This window comes from Palleronia sp. (assembly GCF_042089775.1).
In the GTDB taxonomy this organism is placed as follows: Bacteria; Pseudomonadota; Alphaproteobacteria; order Rhodobacterales; family Rhodobacteraceae; genus Palleronia.
The window spans coordinates 31,251-46,204 of sequence record NZ_JBELKF010000021.1 but is presented as its reverse complement, the minus strand read 5'-3'; the positions used below and the strand labels follow the sequence as shown (position 1 = coordinate 46,204).

At 65.2% G+C, this 14,954-nt stretch carries 21 protein-coding genes; 10 read left to right on the top strand and 11 right to left on the bottom strand.

Features of this window, described 5'->3' with window-relative positions; all coding sequences use genetic code 11:
* Positions 1 to 95 precede the first annotated feature (95 nt).
* From ACFDS3_RS07865 to ACFDS3_RS07850, 4 genes are all read right to left on the bottom strand, one after another.
* Positions 96 to 818, bottom strand: a complete 723-nt coding sequence (locus ACFDS3_RS07865) for a beta-ketoacyl-ACP reductase (protein ID WP_375261799.1) — start codon at positions 816 to 818, stop codon at positions 96 to 98.
* A 21-nt stretch (positions 819 to 839) separates the two neighbouring features.
* Positions 840 to 1,691 carry a patatin-like phospholipase family protein gene (locus tag ACFDS3_RS07860; protein ID WP_375261798.1) on the bottom strand — a complete coding sequence of 284 codons (852 nt, stop codon included), beginning with the start codon at positions 1,689 to 1,691 and terminating at the stop codon, positions 840 to 842.
* A gap of 39 nt (positions 1,692 to 1,730) precedes the next feature.
* Positions 1,731 to 2,906 carry an acetyl-CoA C-acetyltransferase gene (locus ACFDS3_RS07855; protein WP_375261797.1) on the bottom strand — a complete coding sequence of 392 codons (1,176 nt, stop codon included), beginning with the start codon at positions 2,904 to 2,906 and terminating at the stop codon, positions 1,731 to 1,733.
* Between the two features lie 86 nt (positions 2,907 to 2,992).
* Positions 2,993 to 3,823: an EAL domain-containing protein gene (locus ACFDS3_RS07850; protein WP_375261796.1), complete on the bottom strand. Its 831-nt coding sequence runs from the start codon at positions 3,821 to 3,823 to the stop codon at positions 2,993 to 2,995.
* Between the two features lie 83 nt (positions 3,824 to 3,906).
* Between ACFDS3_RS07850 and ACFDS3_RS07845 the strand changes: the two genes are divergently transcribed.
* Complete coding sequence (locus tag ACFDS3_RS07845) at positions 3,907 to 4,473, top strand: DNA-3-methyladenine glycosylase I (RefSeq protein ID WP_375261795.1); 567 nt, start codon at positions 3,907 to 3,909, stop codon at positions 4,471 to 4,473.
* Positions 4,474 to 4,525: 52 nt separating this feature from the next.
* Complete coding sequence (locus tag ACFDS3_RS07840; RefSeq protein WP_375261794.1) at positions 4,526 to 5,974, top strand: DUF2252 domain-containing protein; 1,449 nt, start codon at positions 4,526 to 4,528, stop codon at positions 5,972 to 5,974.
* Positions 5,975 to 5,980: 6 nt separating this feature from the next.
* On the opposite strand, the gene ACFDS3_RS07835 is transcribed toward ACFDS3_RS07840, so the two are convergent.
* Genes ACFDS3_RS07835 through ACFDS3_RS07825 form a run of 3 tightly spaced genes read right to left on the bottom strand, consistent with a single transcriptional unit; the run spans position 5,981 to position 7,119 of the window.
* Positions 5,981 to 6,226, bottom strand: a complete 246-nt coding sequence (locus tag ACFDS3_RS07835) for a hypothetical protein (protein ID WP_375261793.1) — start codon at positions 6,224 to 6,226, stop codon at positions 5,981 to 5,983.
* Positions 6,227 to 6,229: 3 nt separating this feature from the next.
* Entirely contained in the window at positions 6,230 to 6,823 is a 594-nt protein-coding gene (locus ACFDS3_RS07830; protein WP_375261792.1) for a DUF5671 domain-containing protein, read from the bottom strand.
* Positions 6,823 to 7,119 (bottom strand): DUF1244 domain-containing protein, encoded by a 297-nt coding sequence (locus ACFDS3_RS07825; RefSeq protein WP_375261791.1) that lies wholly within the window; start codon positions 7,117 to 7,119, stop codon positions 6,823 to 6,825. The genes ACFDS3_RS07830 and ACFDS3_RS07825 overlap by 1 nt, the downstream gene beginning before the upstream one ends.
* Before the next feature lie 128 nt (positions 7,120 to 7,247).
* Here ACFDS3_RS07825 and pyk point away from each other — a divergent pair, with 128 nt between their 5' ends.
* From pyk to ACFDS3_RS07800, 5 genes are all read left to right on the top strand, one after another.
* On the top strand, positions 7,248 to 8,693 hold the full coding sequence (pyk, locus tag ACFDS3_RS07820; protein ID WP_375261790.1) for a pyruvate kinase: 1,446 nt from the start codon (positions 7,248 to 7,250) through the stop codon (positions 8,691 to 8,693).
* Positions 8,694 to 8,703: 10 nt separating this feature from the next.
* Complete coding sequence (locus ACFDS3_RS07815) at positions 8,704 to 8,970, top strand: hypothetical protein (protein WP_375261789.1); 267 nt, start codon at positions 8,704 to 8,706, stop codon at positions 8,968 to 8,970.
* Between the two features lie 111 nt (positions 8,971 to 9,081).
* Positions 9,082 to 9,282, top strand: a complete 201-nt coding sequence (gene rpmI / locus ACFDS3_RS07810; protein WP_108893363.1) for a 50S ribosomal protein L35 — start codon at positions 9,082 to 9,084, stop codon at positions 9,280 to 9,282.
* Between the two features lie 12 nt (positions 9,283 to 9,294).
* Positions 9,295 to 9,669 (top strand): 50S ribosomal protein L20, encoded by a 375-nt coding sequence (rplT, locus tag ACFDS3_RS07805; protein ID WP_375261788.1) that lies wholly within the window; start codon positions 9,295 to 9,297, stop codon positions 9,667 to 9,669.
* 96 nt (positions 9,670 to 9,765) lie between these two features.
* Positions 9,766 to 10,668 carry a CHAD domain-containing protein gene (locus tag ACFDS3_RS07800; RefSeq protein ID WP_375261787.1) on the top strand — a complete coding sequence of 301 codons (903 nt, stop codon included), beginning with the start codon at positions 9,766 to 9,768 and terminating at the stop codon, positions 10,666 to 10,668.
* Here ACFDS3_RS07800 and ACFDS3_RS07795 read toward each other — a convergent pair.
* Both ACFDS3_RS07795 and ACFDS3_RS07790 read right to left on the bottom strand, forming a co-directional pair.
* On the bottom strand, positions 10,665 to 11,114 hold the full coding sequence (locus tag ACFDS3_RS07795; RefSeq protein ID WP_375261786.1) for a CYTH domain-containing protein: 450 nt from the start codon (positions 11,112 to 11,114) through the stop codon (positions 10,665 to 10,667). The two genes, ACFDS3_RS07800 and ACFDS3_RS07795, sit on opposite strands and share 4 nt — an antisense overlap.
* Positions 11,107 to 11,844, bottom strand: coding sequence for a dienelactone hydrolase family protein (locus ACFDS3_RS07790; protein ID WP_375261785.1), 738 nt, complete (start codon positions 11,842 to 11,844; stop codon positions 11,107 to 11,109). Before ACFDS3_RS07790 ends, ACFDS3_RS07795 begins: the two co-directional genes overlap by 8 nt.
* Positions 11,845 to 11,996: 152 nt before the next feature.
* Between ACFDS3_RS07790 and pheS the strand changes: the two genes are divergently transcribed.
* From pheS to ACFDS3_RS07775, 3 genes are read left to right on the top strand one after another with little or no spacing between them, the layout of a single operon-like run.
* Entirely contained in the window at positions 11,997 to 13,073 is a 1,077-nt protein-coding gene (gene pheS, locus ACFDS3_RS07785) for a phenylalanine--tRNA ligase subunit alpha (RefSeq protein ID WP_375261784.1), read from the top strand.
* A gap of 4 nt (positions 13,074 to 13,077) precedes the next feature.
* Entirely contained in the window at positions 13,078 to 13,596 is a 519-nt protein-coding gene (locus tag ACFDS3_RS07780) for a hypothetical protein (protein ID WP_375261783.1), read from the top strand.
* On the top strand, positions 13,593 to 13,871 hold the full coding sequence (locus ACFDS3_RS07775) for a YrhK family protein (protein ID WP_375261782.1): 279 nt from the start codon (positions 13,593 to 13,595) through the stop codon (positions 13,869 to 13,871). The genes ACFDS3_RS07780 and ACFDS3_RS07775 overlap by 4 nt, the downstream gene beginning before the upstream one ends.
* A gap of 1 nt (position 13,872) precedes the next feature.
* Here ACFDS3_RS07775 and ACFDS3_RS07770 read toward each other — a convergent pair whose 3' ends face one another.
* Positions 13,873 to 14,199 carry an AzlD domain-containing protein gene (locus tag ACFDS3_RS07770; RefSeq protein WP_375261781.1) on the bottom strand — a complete coding sequence of 109 codons (327 nt, stop codon included), beginning with the start codon at positions 14,197 to 14,199 and terminating at the stop codon, positions 13,873 to 13,875.
* Complete coding sequence (locus ACFDS3_RS07765) at positions 14,196 to 14,900, bottom strand: AzlC family ABC transporter permease (RefSeq protein WP_375261780.1); 705 nt, start codon at positions 14,898 to 14,900, stop codon at positions 14,196 to 14,198. The genes ACFDS3_RS07770 and ACFDS3_RS07765 overlap by 4 nt, the downstream gene beginning before the upstream one ends.
* Positions 14,901 to 14,954 lie beyond the last annotated feature (54 nt).

The window sequence follows — 14,954 nt, the reverse complement described above, 5'->3', positions numbered from 1 at the left end:
TGGCCGCGATGCGGCCAACCGAAGAACTTTGCCAACATTTGGCGTCAGGGGCTGGCCCCGCGGGCCGTCCTTTTCCCTTGGCGCGGTGCGGCACCTCAGGCGAGGTACTGCCCGCCATTCGCCGTCAGCGTCGCGCCGGTGATGAAGCCTGAATCATCCGAAGCCAGGAATGTCACGCACCGCGCAATTTCGTCCGGCTCTCCCAGGCGCCCGACGGGGATCTGGGCAACGATCTGCTCGCGCACCTTTTCCGGCACCGCCTTGACCATGTCCGTCGCTATGTAGCCCGGGCAGACCACGTTCACCGTGATCCCCTTGCGCGCCCCCTCCAGCGAGAGGGCTTTGGTGAAGCCGATGTCACCGGCCTTGGCGGCGGCATAGTTCACCTGCCCGAACTGCCCCTTCTGGCCGTTGATCGAACTGATGTTGATGACCCGGCCGAAGCCTCGTTCGCGCATGCCGTCCCAGACGTTGTGCGTCATGTTGAAGACGCCGGTGAGGTTCGTGTCGAGCACCTCGGACCATTGCTGTGGCGTCATCTTGTGGAAAGGCGCGTCCCGCGTGATCCCGGCGTTGTTGACGAGGATCTCCACCGGGCCAAGCGCCCCTTCCACCTCGCCAACGCCGGACTTGCAGGCCTCGTAGTTGCCGACATCGAACTTGAACGTGCGGATGCCGGTCTCGTCGGTGAATGCCTTCGCCGCTTCGTCATTGCCTCCATAGGTCGCGGCCACCTCGTGCCCCGCCTCCTTCAGCGCCCGAGAGATCGACGCGCCGATGCCGCGACTGCCTCCGGTCACGATCGCTACCCGTCCCATATCCGTCTCCTCCTCTGAAATTCAAACTTCAAAAATGTCCCCGATGTTGCGCAGGAAGTTCCGGGCGTCCTCCTCACCCAGCGCCCAAGTGTCGCGCAGCTTCTGAGGATCGGTAAAGTCGATCTTGTCGGCCGGCACCTCCTCTGACGGCTGGACGAAGATCACCCCGTCTTCCTCCGGGATATGGTTGAACGCTTTGGTCAACAGCACAAGCGAGCGTCCGGAATTTCCGGACGGCAAAGGCGCCTGATCCACCATCCCCGCATCGACCGCGGGCTTGCCATCCCAGAGCGGCGGTTCGAACGCCGGCGGGATCGTGGCCGCGGCACAGATCAGGTCCAGGACATGTCCATCGCGCGCGGCGGCCCGTGCGTCCACCATCTCGCCCTTCAGGCCGGCGGCTTGAGGCCAGGTCAGATGCGGGTTCGACCGGACGGTGCTGTCGGCCTCGTACAGCAGCGTCATCGCCGCGCCGCTCAGCTTTGGCCAGGTGCGGTCGGGCGGACGGGCGATCAGGACCTCGAACTGAGGGCCTTTCGCGATCGCTTCGATGGCCTCGGGATCGCCGAAGCAGGCCGTGATAACCTCGCGATAGATCCGCTGGTGAGGCGAGTATCCGTCCCCGTCGTCAAAGGGCTCGTGCAGCGGGACATTGCGGTCGTACTTCTCGAATTTTTCAATGAAGACGTCCCGAACGAACGTGCCGCGATGCGTGATGAAGCCGCAGGCCGAGCAGGCGCCGCCAGAGACGCCGGTGACCCGCGCCGGGTTGATCGGGATCTCGTGGCGCAGGACTTCCATGAAACCGCCCTGCCACATGCAGCGCGTGCCGCCACCCGAGAAGATGAGTTGATCGAAGACGGTGTCGGCCATGTCCGGTGGCCGCGCGAACACCTCGCGCGGCCGCTTCCGTCAGGGACGTTCGAGGCACATGGCGACGCCCATGCCGCCACCGATGCAGAGCGTGGCGAGGCCCTTATTGGCGCCCCGACGCTTCATCTCGAACAGGAGGGTGTTCAAAATACGCGCACCACTCGCGCCGATCGGATGGCCGATCGCGATCGCGCCGCCGTTGACGTTCACGATTTCGGGGTCCCAGCCCATCTCCTTGTTTACGGCGCAGGCCTGCGCGGCGAAGGCCTCGTTCGCCTCGACGAGGTCCAGGTCACCCGGTTTCCAGCCCGCCTTTTCCAGCGCCTTGCGGCTAGCCCCGATGGGTCCGGTGCCCATGATCGACGGGTCGAGGCCGACAGTCGCGTAGCTCACGATCCGGGCCAAGGGTTCGATGCCCTGCGCTTCGGCCTCGTCGGCCGACATCAGCAGGGCGACGGCCGCGCCGTCATTGATGCCACTGGCATTGCCCGCCGTGACGGAGCCGTCCTTGGCGAAGACCGGGCGCAGCTTGGCCATGCCCTCGGCCGTGGCGCCCTCGCGGATGTGCTCGTCGCGGTCCACGACGATGTCGCCCTTCCGGGTTTCGATCGTGAAGGGAACGATCTCGTCCTGGAAGCGCCCCTCGGCGCGCGCCTTCTCGGCCTTGGTCTGCGAGCGGGCCGCGAATTCGTCCTGCTCTTCACGGCTGATCTGCCACTGTTCGGCGACGTTCTCGGCCGTCTGGCCCATGTGATAGCCGTTGAAGGCATCCCAGAGGCCATCCCGGATCATCGTGTCGATGAACTTGACGTCGCCCATCTTGTGACCCTTGCGCAGGTTGGCCACGTGCGGCGCCATGGACATGTTCTCCTGCCCGCCGGCGGCCACGATCCGGGCATCGCCCAACTGGATGTGCTGCGCGGCAAGCGCCACGGCCCTGAGGCCCGATCCGCAGACCTGGTTGATGCTCCAGGCGGCCGACTCGATCGGCAGGCCCGCATTGATGTGCGCCTGGCGGGCCGGGTTCTGCCCCTGTCCCGCGGTCAGTACCTGCCCGAGAATCGTCTCGCTCACGGCCGACGGATCGACACCGGCGCGTTCGACGACGGCTTTCAGCACATGCGCGCCCAAATCGTGAGCCGGCGTGTCGGCAAAAGAGCCGTTGAAAGTGCCGACGGCAGTACGGGCCGCCGAAGCGATGACGACATTAGTCATGGTGTTCCCCCGGAAGTGGTCTGTTGGTGCGCGCATGCGTTGGTGCACAGTATACGAGCCACGCGAGGGAATGCTACCGGTCAGAATTACCCCGCGTGCGGCATGACGCAGGGCACGAAGCCCGGGCGTATGGCCGGCGCCCCGAACAGGTAGCCCTGCAGGCAATCGACGCCGATCTCGACCAGCACGCGCGCGTCCTCGGCCGTTTCGACGCATTCTGCCACCGTGACCATGTCGAAATGACGCGCGATGGACACCATGGCCGAGACCAAAGCCCGATTGTCGGGCTGGGACGCGACACCCCGGCAGAACTCGCCATCTATCTTCATGATGTCGCAGCAGAAATCCTTGAGGTAGCGCATCGAGGTGTAGCCCGATCCGAAATCGTCGATCGCAAAGCAGATCCCGCGCATCTGAAGGTCATAGATAAAGCGGCTGACCAGCTTCGGCATGGTGATCGCCGTGCTCTCGGTGATCTCGAGAATCAGGCGCTCGGCGATCAGAGGATCGGCCGCAAGGCCAGCTTCGAGCGTCTTCATCCACAGCGGATAGTCCATCGAGCGGGCAGACAGGTTGATTGCCAGGCGCAGTTCGGGCCGCTCCAGCAAGGCGTCGATCCCGCGCTTCAGGGCGAGCGCATCGAGGCGCCGCCCCGTCTCGGTCGCTTCGACCTCGGCGATGAAATCCCGCGCCGGAATGATCCGCCCCGTCGGGTCGAGAACGCGAAGCAGCCCCTCGAAAAAGACAGGCTTCCCGCCCCCGGCTGCCACCACGGGCTGGTAGGCGAGAACGACGTTGTCCGTGTCGAGCGCCTGCTCGACCATCTGCAGCACCTGCCTGTCCCGTTCCGCGACCGCATAGCTGAGCGGATCAGGTGCGTGATTCTTTTCCACGATCTCGTCGGTTACCCAAACCATGTTCCACCATCCCCAGTACCCGTTCCGTTCCTACCCCGCATGTTCTAAGATCGAGTAAAACGGTATCGACAGGCTGAGGACCGATGACGACGACACGTTGCCCCTGGTGCGGAACCGACCCGATCTACGTCGCGTACCACGACACGGAATGGGGCGTTCCCGAACACGATTCGCGCGCCTTGTGGGAAAAGCTGATCCTGGACGGGTTTCAAGCCGGCCTGTCGTGGATCACCATCCTGAGAAAGCGCGATGCCTTCCGCGAAGCCTTCGACGGGTTCAACCCCGAGCGGATCGCCGGATGGGGCGATGCCGAGGTCGAGCGCCTTCTGCGCAATGACGGTATCGTCCGACATCGTGGCAAGATTCAGGCAACGATCGGAAATGCGCGTGCACTTATTGAGCTAAATGAAGGGTTTGCCGAGCTTGTCTGGGGCCATGTTGGTGGCGCGCCGGTACAGACCGCCTTCGCGACCATGGCAGAGGTGCCCACGGCGACGCCGACCTCGACCGCGCTGTCGAAGGCACTCAAGGCGCGAGGGTTCCGCTTTTGCGGGCCGACCATCGTCTACGCCTGGATGGAGGCGTGCGGCCTGGTGAACGACCACCTGACGGGCTGCATTCGGCACGAGCCCGTCGCGCGCATGGCCTGAGGGGAACGGGCGTCCCGCGCGCGACGTTGCTCTCGATCACACGGAGAGCATAATGGCGACGCAAAAGACGCAGCAGAAGAAGGCCTCGGGGAAGTCACAGGCCGCCAAGGCCAAGGAAGAGGCCGCCACGGTCGAGCCGGTGGTGAAGGCATCCGGTCGCATCGAATCGTTCCGAGAGCTCGCCAAGAAGATCGCCGGCGGCGAGCAGATCATCCCTCCCGCGCACCTGACCGGCATCGCCCGGCGCCATCACGTCCGCTCGACCCTGCGCGAAGACCACCAGACCCGGATCGAGCAGAAGGCCGCCGGCGCCCGGGAGAAGTTCGAAAAGCTCGCCAACTCGCGCTACAGCTTCTTCCGCGGCACGGCGCTCCTGTTCTACCGCGATATGGTCGGCGCCGATTCGCACATGCCCTCGGTCCTGGCGCTTGGCGATGTGCATCCCGAGAATTTCGGCGTGATGCCCAACAAGGAGGGCGTGCCGATCTTCTCTGTCAACGATTTCGACGAGGCGATCTATGCCCCCTTCACCTGGGACATCAAACGGGGCGCGGTCGGCTTCTGGATCGCGGCCAAGGAAGAGGGCGACCTGAGCCGGAAGCAGCGCCGCAAGATCGTGCGCGCCTTTGTCGATGGCTACCTGACCGGCATGGAACAGTTCGCCGAAAGCGAGACCGAGAAGGGCGATACGTTCCGGCCGGACAACTCGCCCAAGGTCTTGCAGCGACTGTTCGAGCAAGCCTGGAAAGAGCGCGAGGACTGGCTGTGGGCGGATTACCTCAAGCCCAACGGCCGAGGTTTCCGGTCCGATGACGAGCTCGAGCCGATCTCTTCGCAAAAGGACAAGTTCCAGAAGGCGGTGGATGACCTGGCCAAGCAGAAGGACATCAAGACGCCCGGTCGCGCGGGCGAGTTGAAGGTCAAGGATGTCTGCGTGCGTCACGGGCAAGGCACTGCGTCGCTGGGACTGCCACGGTATTACGTGCTGATCGAAGGGCCGTCGAAGAATGCGACGGACGACCTTATCATCGAGTTCAAGAAGGCGCGTCACTCGGCCTTGGAAGGGCTGACGCCGCCCTCGGACTTCAGCGCAGGAAGCGAGGCCGAACGCATCGCCCACGGGCAGTCGGTGCAGCTCGCCCACGGAGACATCTTCTACGGCGCCGTCGAGATAGATGGCGAAAGCTACATGAGCCGCGAGCGCGCGCCATTCCGGGACGATATCGATCTCGACGAGCTGTCGAAGAAGACCTGGCGCGCATATGCCCATGTTTGCGGCCAGGCGCTCGCGCAGGCGCACGCCTTGTCGGACGACCTTGGACAGGTCGACTACGACGTGGAGCCCTCGATCATGGCCGCCTGCAAGCCGCGCAAGCTGTTCCTCGAGGACATCCTGCGGTTCACCGTCGAAAGCGCCGACCGGATCAAGCGCGACCACCTCGAGTTCATCGAAGACTTCGAGCTTGGCGCCTATGACCGCATCGACATGGTCTACCGCTAGCCGGCCCTAGTCCGCGAAGTCGGGGTTGCGCAGGATCGCCCGCAGCCGGCGCCGCGTGTCGAGGTATCCCATCTTGCGCGCCTGATCGAGCGTCAGGCTCATCGCCGCGGTCTGGTCGAAGGTCAGATCCTCGGGCGCCACGTCGACGCCGTAGTGGCGTGCACCCACCGCGACCCGCTCTTCCAGCGGGGGCTGTGCCGGCACGCAGGCCGACAGCGACAGGGCGACTCCCAGGATGAATACCATGCGCATCGCTCAACCCTCCCTGTCAGCGCGGAAATCAGTGCGGTAATACGCGAGTATTCCCCCGGCCGTTCCCGCCACGACAAGAGACTTCGCGCCCAGTGCCACGGTGAGGCCGCCCGAAAGCCCCAGCGCGATCACGCTGACAAGGGTGAACAGGATCACCAGCGCCGCGAAGAACAGCGCGGCATAGGCGCAGACCTTGCGCACCGGGCTTTCACGGTCCGCTCGCCAGTCCGTCACGGCAAAAAGCGGCGCGAACACCACCAGCGCCGCAATTCGCCACGCCTGCCCCTCGATCCCGCCGCGCGGCATTGGCGCGGTCAGCGCCTCGATCGCGTCGAACAGAAGCGAGACGAAGCAGACCACCACGACGCACAAGGCAAAGAACCCGAGCCCGTAAATCACCGCATCGCGCGCCGACACGAAACCGTGCGGCCGCGGGACGGGCGGAAGGAAGTCCGCCTCGTCGAACGCCCCCAGCGCACGGTCGGCATCCCGATCCCGCCAGCCGGCGCCAAGGATGGCCTGCCGGATCTCGGCACGTCCCCGCCCCGCGGTCAGTGCATCGCGGACGAATTGCACAAGATCCGCGCGCGGGCGCATCAATGGCTTTTCGACGACGTCTCGAACGCGGTCTTCTGGGCGTCGCTCGCCTCGGTCTGATGCTGTGCGCGCCAATCCTCGTAGGGCATCCCGTAGAACGACTCGCGCGCGTCCTCCTTGCCCATCTCGATCCCGCGCTCGGCGGCGGCTTCCTGGTACCAGCGGCTCAGGCAGTTCCGGCAGAACCCAGCGAGGTTCATCATGTCGATGTTCTGCACGTCGGTCCGGGTCTGCAGATGGTCACGCAGGCGGCGGAATGCCGCAGCTTCGAGTTCGGTGCGCGTGGCGTCGTCCATGAATGATCTCCCCTTGTCTGCCCGAAAGCTGTGCAGCGCCCGGGGAAAGATCAAGGCGAGACGTCCGCCTTGTTGTCAGACGACCGGCTTTGTCCCATAAGCACGTCCGACGCTAACGGGAGCCCACAATGCGACGCATGCGCAAGATCAAGATCGTGGCCACCCTCGGCCCGGCATCCTCGGACTACGCCACCATCCGCGCCCTGTTCGAGGCCGGCGCCGACGTGTTCCGCCTGAACATGAGCCACGGCAGCCACGAAGAGATCGGTGCACGCCACAAGATCATCCGTCAGGTAGAAGAGGATCTCGGCCGCCCAATCGCCATCCTGGCCGACCTTCAGGGGCCCAAGCTGCGCGTCGGCGTGTTCCGCAACGGCGCCGAAGAACTGATCCCGGGCCAGGCGTTCCGCCTCGACCTGGACGAGGCCGAAGGCGACCTCACGCGCGTGCAACTGCCCCACCCCGAGATCTTTCAGGCGCTTGAGCCGGGTGCGAGCCTTCTGGTGAATGACGGCAAGATCCGCCTCAAGGTCATCGATTACGGTGCCGACTACGCGAATTGCGAAGTGATCGTTGGCGGCACGATCTCGAACCGCAAGGGCGTGAACGTGCCCGACGTGGAACTGCCCCTCGCCGCGCTCAGCCCCAAGGACCGCGCCGACCTTGAATATGTCTGCGCGCTTGGCGTGGACTGGCTGGCACTGTCCTTCGTCCAGCGCCCCCGCGACGTCGAAGAGGCGCGCGAGCTTGCCCGAGGTCGCGCCGCGATCCTGTCGAAGATCGAGAAGCCCCTTGCGGTCAAGAATTTCGCGGCGATCCTCGAGGCTTCGGACGGGATCATGGTCGCGCGCGGCGACCTCGGCGTCGAACTGCCGGTGCAGAACGTGCCGCCGATCCAGAAGCGCCTGACCCGCAAGTGCCGCGCCGCCGCCAAGCCAGTGATCGTCGCGACGCAGATGCTGGAATCGATGATCGAAAGCCCCGTGCCCACGCGGGCCGAGGTCTCGGACGTCGCCAACGCCATCTACGAAGGCGCCGACGCGGTCATGCTCTCGGCGGAGTCGGCCGCCGGCGATTACCCTATCGAGGCTGTCTCGACCATGAACGCGGTCGCCATCGAGGTCGAGAGCGACCCGACCTATCGCGACGTGATCAACGCGAGTCGCGGTGGCGAGAAGCAGACCGTGGCCGATGCCATCGTCTCGGCCGCGCGCGAGATTGCCGAGACGACGAACATCAAGGCAATTTGCTGTTACACGCAGTCTGGCACCACCGCCCTGCTGGTGGCGCGGGAGCGGCCGCAGGTGCCGATCATTGCGCTGACCTCGATGACGGGGACGGCACGGCGGCTCTGCCTGTCGTGGGGGATGCACTGCGTCCGCACCGGCGAGGTGACGCGCTTCAAGGAGGCCGTCATCAACGCCGCCCGCGCCGCCCGCACCGAAGGCATGGCCGAGACCACCGACCAGATCGTTGTGACCGCAGGCGTGCCCTTCGGCCAGTCGGGCACCACCAACATCCTGCGCGTGGCTCCCTGCGAAGAGCGCCTGATCTACGCCACCGATCCGGGCTGAGCAGGCCCGGATGGACCGCATCACCGCATCCCTGCCCGCGCTTCCGCTTTCGGTGGCGCGCGAGGTCGCGATTGCGGGGACGGTCCTGCTGTTCCTGCTATCGCTTGCCGCGCTCGCCGCGGCCCATGCCGACCGGCGGCCGCCTTACGTCGGCGCTCTGCTTCTTATGGCGGCAGCGCTTGGCGGCTGGTGGACACAAGAGGTTTATGCCGAACCCTGGACGGTGGACAGCGTCGCCCGCGCCTTCATCCAGATCGTGGCGGACGTGATCCGCTGACCCCTTGTGTCGCGGCCGGTCAGGCTGTAATGGAGCCGCCTATTCGCGCGCGGGCCGGCCGGTGTGGCATTGCCGAGTCTGCGTAACTTGTCCTCTGAACAGGAGACGGAAATGCCCAAGATGAAGACGAAGTCGAGCGCCAAGAAGCGCTTCAAGGTCACGGCGTCCGGCAAGGTCGTCGGCGGCCAGGCCGGCAAACGGCACGGCATGATCAAGCGGTCCAACGATTTCATTCGTGACGCCCGTGGAACCCGAGTGCTCAGCAAGCCCGACCAGAAGCTTGCCAAGCAATTCATGCCCTACGACCGGTAAGGAGACGCTCCCATGGCTCGAGTCAAAGGTGGAACGACCACCCACGCCCGTCACAAGAAGGTCATCAAGGCCGCCAAAGGCTATTATGGCCGTCGCAAGAACGCCTTCCGCACCGCCACACAGGCGGTCGACAAGGCCAACCAGTACGCGACCCGCGACCGCAAGCAGCGCAAGCGCAACTTCCGCGCGCTCTGGATTCAGCGGATCAACGCCGCCGTCCGTGCGCATGACGAATCGCTGACCTATTCGCGCTTCATCAACGGCCTGTCGCTCGCCGGGATCGAGGTTGACCGCAAGGTTCTCGCCGATCTCGCCGTGCACGAGCCCGAAGGCTTCGCCGCCATCGTGGACCAGGCCAAGACCGCACTGGACAAGCAGGCCGCCTGAACCGGCCCACATGATCGAGGGACAAGGCCGCCTTCGGGCGGCCTTTTTCATGCCGCGCCCCCGGGAACGCGCTCAAGGCACCTGCGTTCGTCGGACATGGCGTATTCATTCAAGATCAGCGACGACAGCCTGACCGCCGCGGTCCGGCGAGTTGCGCTCGACCAGATCGACACGGCCCTGGCCGAAGCGGCCGAGGCCGAAATTTCCGAGGCCGAGCGCATCCACCAGCTCCGCAAGCGCTGCAAGAAGCTGCGCGGCCTCATCCGCCTGGTACGGCCCGGTTTCGCCGACTATTCGCGCGAAAACGCCATGTTCCGCAGCACCGCCCACGGCCTTGCCGACGTGCGCGATGCCCGCGCCCTGGTCGAAACCTGCGATGCCCTGAAGGCGCAGTTCGACAACCAGCTCTACGCCAACGCCTTCTCATCCATCCGCAACCATTTCGAGAAACGCGCGCAAGAGGTCGAATCCGCCCCCGACCTGGGCGAGCGGCTGGAAGAGGCCGCCGACGCGTTCCGTGACGCGCGCGAGCGCGCCTGCACCTGGACGGTCGATCCCAACGGCGCCAAGAGCATCGCGGGGGGGGTGCAAAAGACCTACGGCCGTGGCTGCACGGCCATGAAGGCCGCCCGCAAGACCCCGACCGGCGAAAACCTGCACGAATGGCGCAAGCGGGCCAAGTATCACTGGTACCACCTGCGCCTGCTGAAACACACGTCACCCGTGGCGAAGGCCGAGGTCGGACCGGCGGAAGAGCTGGCCGACCTGCTGGGCGACCACCACGACATCCACGTCATGGGCGAAGCGCTCGAAGCCGCCGGAGAGATCGCGGATGCCGACGCGCTGACCGCCTTCCGCGGGCTGATGCGGGCGCGGCAGGATATGCTCGAAGCCGAGGCTTTCCGCCTTGGCCGCGCCGTCTTTGTCGAGCCGCCAAAGGTGGCGGCCGACCGGCTGGCGACCTACTGGACCGTCTGGCGCAAGGCCGCCGGCAGCTAACCCTGCTCCAGCGCCATCGCCGCGTTGTAATAGGACGGGTCGTCCGTGACCTCTTCGCCCAGCCAGTCCGGCCGCTCGAAACTGGCTTCGGCGTCGGGCACTTCGATTTCGGCCAGGGTCAGCCCGTCGTCGAACACGTCGACCTCCCACGCCAGCGCGCCCGCGGGGACCACGTGCCGCGTCTTGACCAGAACCCGCCCGGCGGCGAGCGCCTCCATCTCGCGGGCGTCCTCGACGGGGATGTCCCACTCGTATTCTGGCCGCGCGGCGCCGGCGCGATTGCCTTTGACCGTCAGCCGGGCCGAGCTGTCATCCGTGATCCTGACCCGCACCGTCGCGCTGTCGCTGCGCGCAAGATAGAACTGGCGGAAGGCGCGCCGCTCGGTCACGCCCTCCTGCCACCCGTCACCGGTCACGAGGAACTTGCGCTCGATCTCTTCAGCCAATGCGTTCCTCCAGGAAGTCGGTGAAGGCTTCCCAGCTCTCGTGGTCCGCGCGCTCCTGGTAGTTGTCCGAGCTCGGCTCGGTGAAGCCGTGCGGTGCGCTCGAGTAGATCTCGACCGTATAGGTGTTGCCGGCGTCCTCGAGCTCTCGGGTCAGCGCAAAGAGGTCCTCCAGCGTCTGCGACTCGTCCGCTGCGCCGTGCAGGATCTGGATCGGCACCTCGTCCCCGTCATAGCCCTGCCCCTCGGGCGTCGCCAGCGTGCCGTGGAATACGGTGTATCCTGCGGCCTGGTTGCCGAACTCGGACCGCGCCATCTCAAGCGCGACGCCACCGCCGAAGCAGTAGCCCGTCACGACCATGTTCGGCGCGGCGCTCAGTTCCTCCGCCACGTCGATGCCGGCAAGGATGAGACGGCGCATCTTCTTGCGATCTTCCGTCAGCTCGGAGGTCGCGGCGCGGTTCTCTTCGACCGTGCCGACCGGCGTGTCCTCGCCATACATGTCGACGACGAAGGCGTCGTAGCCCAGCGCGGTCAGCTGTTCGGCCCGCCCAGCCTCGTAGTCGTCGATACCGTCCCAGTCCGGGAAGATCAGGACGAGGCCCGGCGCTTCGCTCTCCGCGGCGGCGAAATAGCCGGTGTGCTGGACCCCCTCGAATTCGTAGGACACCTCTTCGGCAAGGGCACCCGTGGCGGCCAGGGCCAGGGCGGCGGTCGTGACGGTCAGTCGCATGGCAGTCTCCCGGTTGGATGGTTGGGGCAAAAGGTGACGTGGGCGGGCCGCCTAGCAAGATCGCGGGCGATCATTTTCCCGACACGCGCCCGCAGCTTGCCACTGCGCCCCGCGCGCGCTAGCACCGCCCGCGACGATGGATGGAGGCCGCCATGGAAGACCTGCGCGCAAAGTACCTGACCCGCGTGAACGAGGCCGGCGACGAGGCCGCGCTCGAAGAGGTGCGTCTGGCCGCCATCGGCAAGAAGGGCGAGGTTGCGCTGGAGATGCGCAAGCTCGGCCAGATGACGCCCGAGGAACGGCAGACCGAAGGCCCGCGCCTCAACGCGCTGAAGGACGAGATCACGTCCGCCATCGCCGCGAAGAAGGTGGCGCTGGAAGACGCGGCGCTCGATGCGCGCCTGTCCGAGGAATGGCTCGACGTCACCCTGCCCTCGCGCCGCGGGCCGCGCGGCGTCGCCGATGGCACGATCCACCCGGTCAGCCAGGTCTGGGAGGAATGCACCGCGATCTTCGCCGACATGGGCTTCGCCGTCGCCGAAGGTCCGCAGGTCGAGAGTGACTGGTACAACTTCGATGCCCTGAACATCCCCGACCATCACCCCGCCCGGGGCGAGATGGACACGTTCTACATGCACCGCGCCGAGGGTGATGACCGCCCGCCCCACGTGCTGCGCACTCATACCTCGCCCGTGCAGATCCGCTCGATGCAGGCGCAGGGCGCGCCATTGCGCATCATCTGCCCCGGCCGCGTCTACCGCGCCGATTACGACCAGACGCATACCCCGATGTTCCACCAGATCGAGGGGCTGGCCATCGACAAGGACATCTCGATGGCGAACCTGAAATGGGTGCTGGAGGAGTTCTTCTCGGCCTATTTCGGCAAGTCGGTGAAAACCCGCTTCCGCGCCTCGCACTTCCCCTTCACCGAGCCTTCGGCCGAGGTCGACATCCAGTGCAGCTTCGAAGGCGGCACCGTGAAGGTCGGCGAGGGCGACGGCTGGCTCGAAGTTCTGGGCTCGGGCATGGTGCACCCCAAGGTGCTGGAAGCCGGCGGCATCGACCCCTCGCAATGGCAGGGCTTTGCGTTCGGCATGGGGATCGACCGGATCGCGATGCTGAAATACGGCATCCCCGACCTGCGCGCCTTCTTTGACAGCGACCTGCGCTGGCTGCGGCACTACGGCTTCTCGGCGCTTCAGGTGCCGACGTTGAGGGCTGGGGTGTGAGAGCTTGACCTTTGGTCAGTTTTTCTTAGGTCTGGTGACGATCTTGGTCGCAACGGTGGTTTATCGTTGGCAAAAGGGAATAGATCGTCAAACCGAGCTAATTCGAGAAAGACGGTCTATATACGCACGCTATCTCGGCGCATCTAAAGGGCATATGCTGAGTCAACCCTACAAGGAGGTTGAGTACTCGCAGTCACAGCTTGATGCATTCTTTCAGTTGAGCAGCAACGAAGCTAAAATCTATTCTCTACGTGACGAAGTATATCTCGTATGTACTGCAGAAGTACGCGTGCATCTGGTCGAGTTCGATCGACGATTTCGCGCTTGGAAGTCAAACTTTCCCGGCGCCGACGAGTCCGACAAAGCGGAGAAATCAAAGGCGGCGTACTATGAGCTTCAAGGCTCCCACAATGACTTGATCGAGTCCATGCGACTAGAGATTCAACAAGATGGCTTCGGGGAGATCGTGAAATCTCTGAAGAGGTTTATCTCGGGATTCCTGAAGCAGATGAGGCGACCGTGACATCGCTTTTCCGCCACGAGAACCGACAGAACTCTGAACGCTCCAAGCGGCTTTATGCCGTGACCGAGCTTGCCTATACCTGCGTCGATTTCGCGGCCGCGATGGCGTTTCTGGCAGGGTCAATCCTGTTCTTCTGGAAAAGCCTCGAGACCACCGCCATCTGGTTCTTCGTCGTCGGCTCGGTCCTGTTCGGGGTGAAGCCGACGATCCGATTCCTGCGCGAACTGAAGCTGGCCGCCATGGGCGACGAGGAAGACCTCGCAAAGCGCGAATAGCTCAGATCAGCCACAGGCCCAGATAAAGCGTCGCACCCCCGGCAAGGATGCCCCACAGAACGCTGCGCATGACATAGCCGACCGCCAGCGTGGCGATCGCCGCCAGCCCCCGCGCCGGGTCGAATGTGCCGCCCGTCGCCGCAGGCCACATGACAAGGGGGGCGACCAGCGCCGGGAACACTGCGACTGGGGTATAGCGCAGCAGCCGCAGGACCCATCTGGGCATCTCGCGGTCGCCCAGCAGCCCTAGGAAGGAGAAGCGCAGCAGGTATGTCGCGGCCCCGAGGACGACGATGATGAACCAGATCTCGGCCGTGGACATGGTCATCGGCGGCGCTCCATCCAGACCTCGACCAGCGCGCCGGTGGCGCAGGCGCAGGCCGCCGCGACCAGAACGCCCGTTCCCGTCGGCATCCACGTGGTGCTGAGCGCGACAACCGCCGACACGACGGCCGCCGCCACATGGGCAACCGTGCGCAGCATCGGCCCCACCAGCGCCAGGAACGTGATCGGGATTGCGAAATCCAGCGCGAAGGCCGGCGGCACGCTGGCGCCCAGCACCGCACCCACCCATGTCGACAGGACCCAGAGCGGCATGATGGGTGCCGCGACGCCAAAGTAGAAGGCGATGCGGGTGCCCACCGGCTCGTCCCGCGCCTCGTAGCGCGCAGCGGATGCGGCATAGACTTGGTCGACCTGCATATACGCCACCAGCGCCCGCTGCCACAGCGGCGCATTGCCCAGATAGGGCACGAGGCTGGCTGAATACATCGCCATCCGCAGGTTGACGGTCAGCGAAGCAGCCAGGATCAGGAAGACCGGCGCGTTGTCGACCATCAGCGACACGGCCGTGAACTGCGATGCCCCCGCGACCACCAGCAGGGTAAACCCCATGACCTCGGCCAGGTTCAGCCCGGCCTCGGTGCCCACGACGCCGAAGAGCAGCCCGAACGGCACGATCACCAGGATGAAGGGCAGGCCCTGAACGACCCCCTGACGGAAAACGGATTTCGTGGTGGAGGCCGGCATGGTCGCGCTCTACGGTATGACGCGTGCCTACCTGCCCCAGCCCGGACCGGCCTG

What these genes read in the sequence shown, in the direction of transcription:
- rplT (WP_375261788.1), top strand. Translation starts at nt 9,295, where the DNA reads ATGGCTCGAGTCAAAGGTGGAACGACCACCCACGCCCGTCACAAGAAG.
- pyk (WP_375261790.1), top strand. Translation starts at nt 7,248, where the DNA reads ATGCGACGCATGCGCAAGATCAAGATCGTGGCCACCCTCGGCCCGGCA.
- ACFDS3_RS07845 (WP_375261795.1), top strand. Translation starts at nt 3,907, where the DNA reads ATGACGACGACACGTTGCCCCTGGTGCGGAACCGACCCGATCTACGTC.
- ACFDS3_RS07860 (WP_375261798.1), bottom strand. Translation starts at nt 1,691, where the DNA reads ATGGCCGACACCGTCTTCGATCAACTCATCTTCTCGGGTGGCGGCACG.
- ACFDS3_RS07800 (WP_375261787.1), top strand. Translation starts at nt 9,766, where the DNA reads ATGGCGTATTCATTCAAGATCAGCGACGACAGCCTGACCGCCGCGGTC.
- ACFDS3_RS07850 (WP_375261796.1), bottom strand. Translation starts at nt 3,823, where the DNA reads ATGGTTTGGGTAACCGACGAGATCGTGGAAAAGAATCACGCACCTGAT.
- rpmI (WP_108893363.1), top strand. Translation starts at nt 9,082, where the DNA reads ATGCCCAAGATGAAGACGAAGTCGAGCGCCAAGAAGCGCTTCAAGGTC.
- ACFDS3_RS07830 (WP_375261792.1), bottom strand. Translation starts at nt 6,823, where the DNA reads ATGCGCCCGCGCGCGGATCTTGTGCAATTCGTCCGCGATGCACTGACC.
- ACFDS3_RS07855 (WP_375261797.1), bottom strand. Translation starts at nt 2,906, where the DNA reads ATGACTAATGTCGTCATCGCTTCGGCGGCCCGTACTGCCGTCGGCACT.
- ACFDS3_RS07865 (WP_375261799.1), bottom strand. Translation starts at nt 818, where the DNA reads ATGGGACGGGTAGCGATCGTGACCGGAGGCAGTCGCGGCATCGGCGCG.
- ACFDS3_RS07835 (WP_375261793.1), bottom strand. Translation starts at nt 6,226, where the DNA reads ATGCGCATGGTATTCATCCTGGGAGTCGCCCTGTCGCTGTCGGCCTGC.
- ACFDS3_RS07815 (WP_375261789.1), top strand. Translation starts at nt 8,704, where the DNA reads ATGGACCGCATCACCGCATCCCTGCCCGCGCTTCCGCTTTCGGTGGCG.
- ACFDS3_RS07840 (WP_375261794.1), top strand. Translation starts at nt 4,526, where the DNA reads ATGGCGACGCAAAAGACGCAGCAGAAGAAGGCCTCGGGGAAGTCACAG.
- ACFDS3_RS07790 (WP_375261785.1), bottom strand. Translation starts at nt 11,844, where the DNA reads ATGCGACTGACCGTCACGACCGCCGCCCTGGCCCTGGCCGCCACGGGT.
- ACFDS3_RS07825 (WP_375261791.1), bottom strand. Translation starts at nt 7,119, where the DNA reads ATGGACGACGCCACGCGCACCGAACTCGAAGCTGCGGCATTCCGCCGC.
- ACFDS3_RS07770 (WP_375261781.1), bottom strand. Translation starts at nt 14,199, where the DNA reads ATGACCATGTCCACGGCCGAGATCTGGTTCATCATCGTCGTCCTCGGG.
- ACFDS3_RS07765 (WP_375261780.1), bottom strand. Translation starts at nt 14,900, where the DNA reads ATGCCGGCCTCCACCACGAAATCCGTTTTCCGTCAGGGGGTCGTTCAG.
- pheS (WP_375261784.1), top strand. Translation starts at nt 11,997, where the DNA reads ATGGAAGACCTGCGCGCAAAGTACCTGACCCGCGTGAACGAGGCCGGC.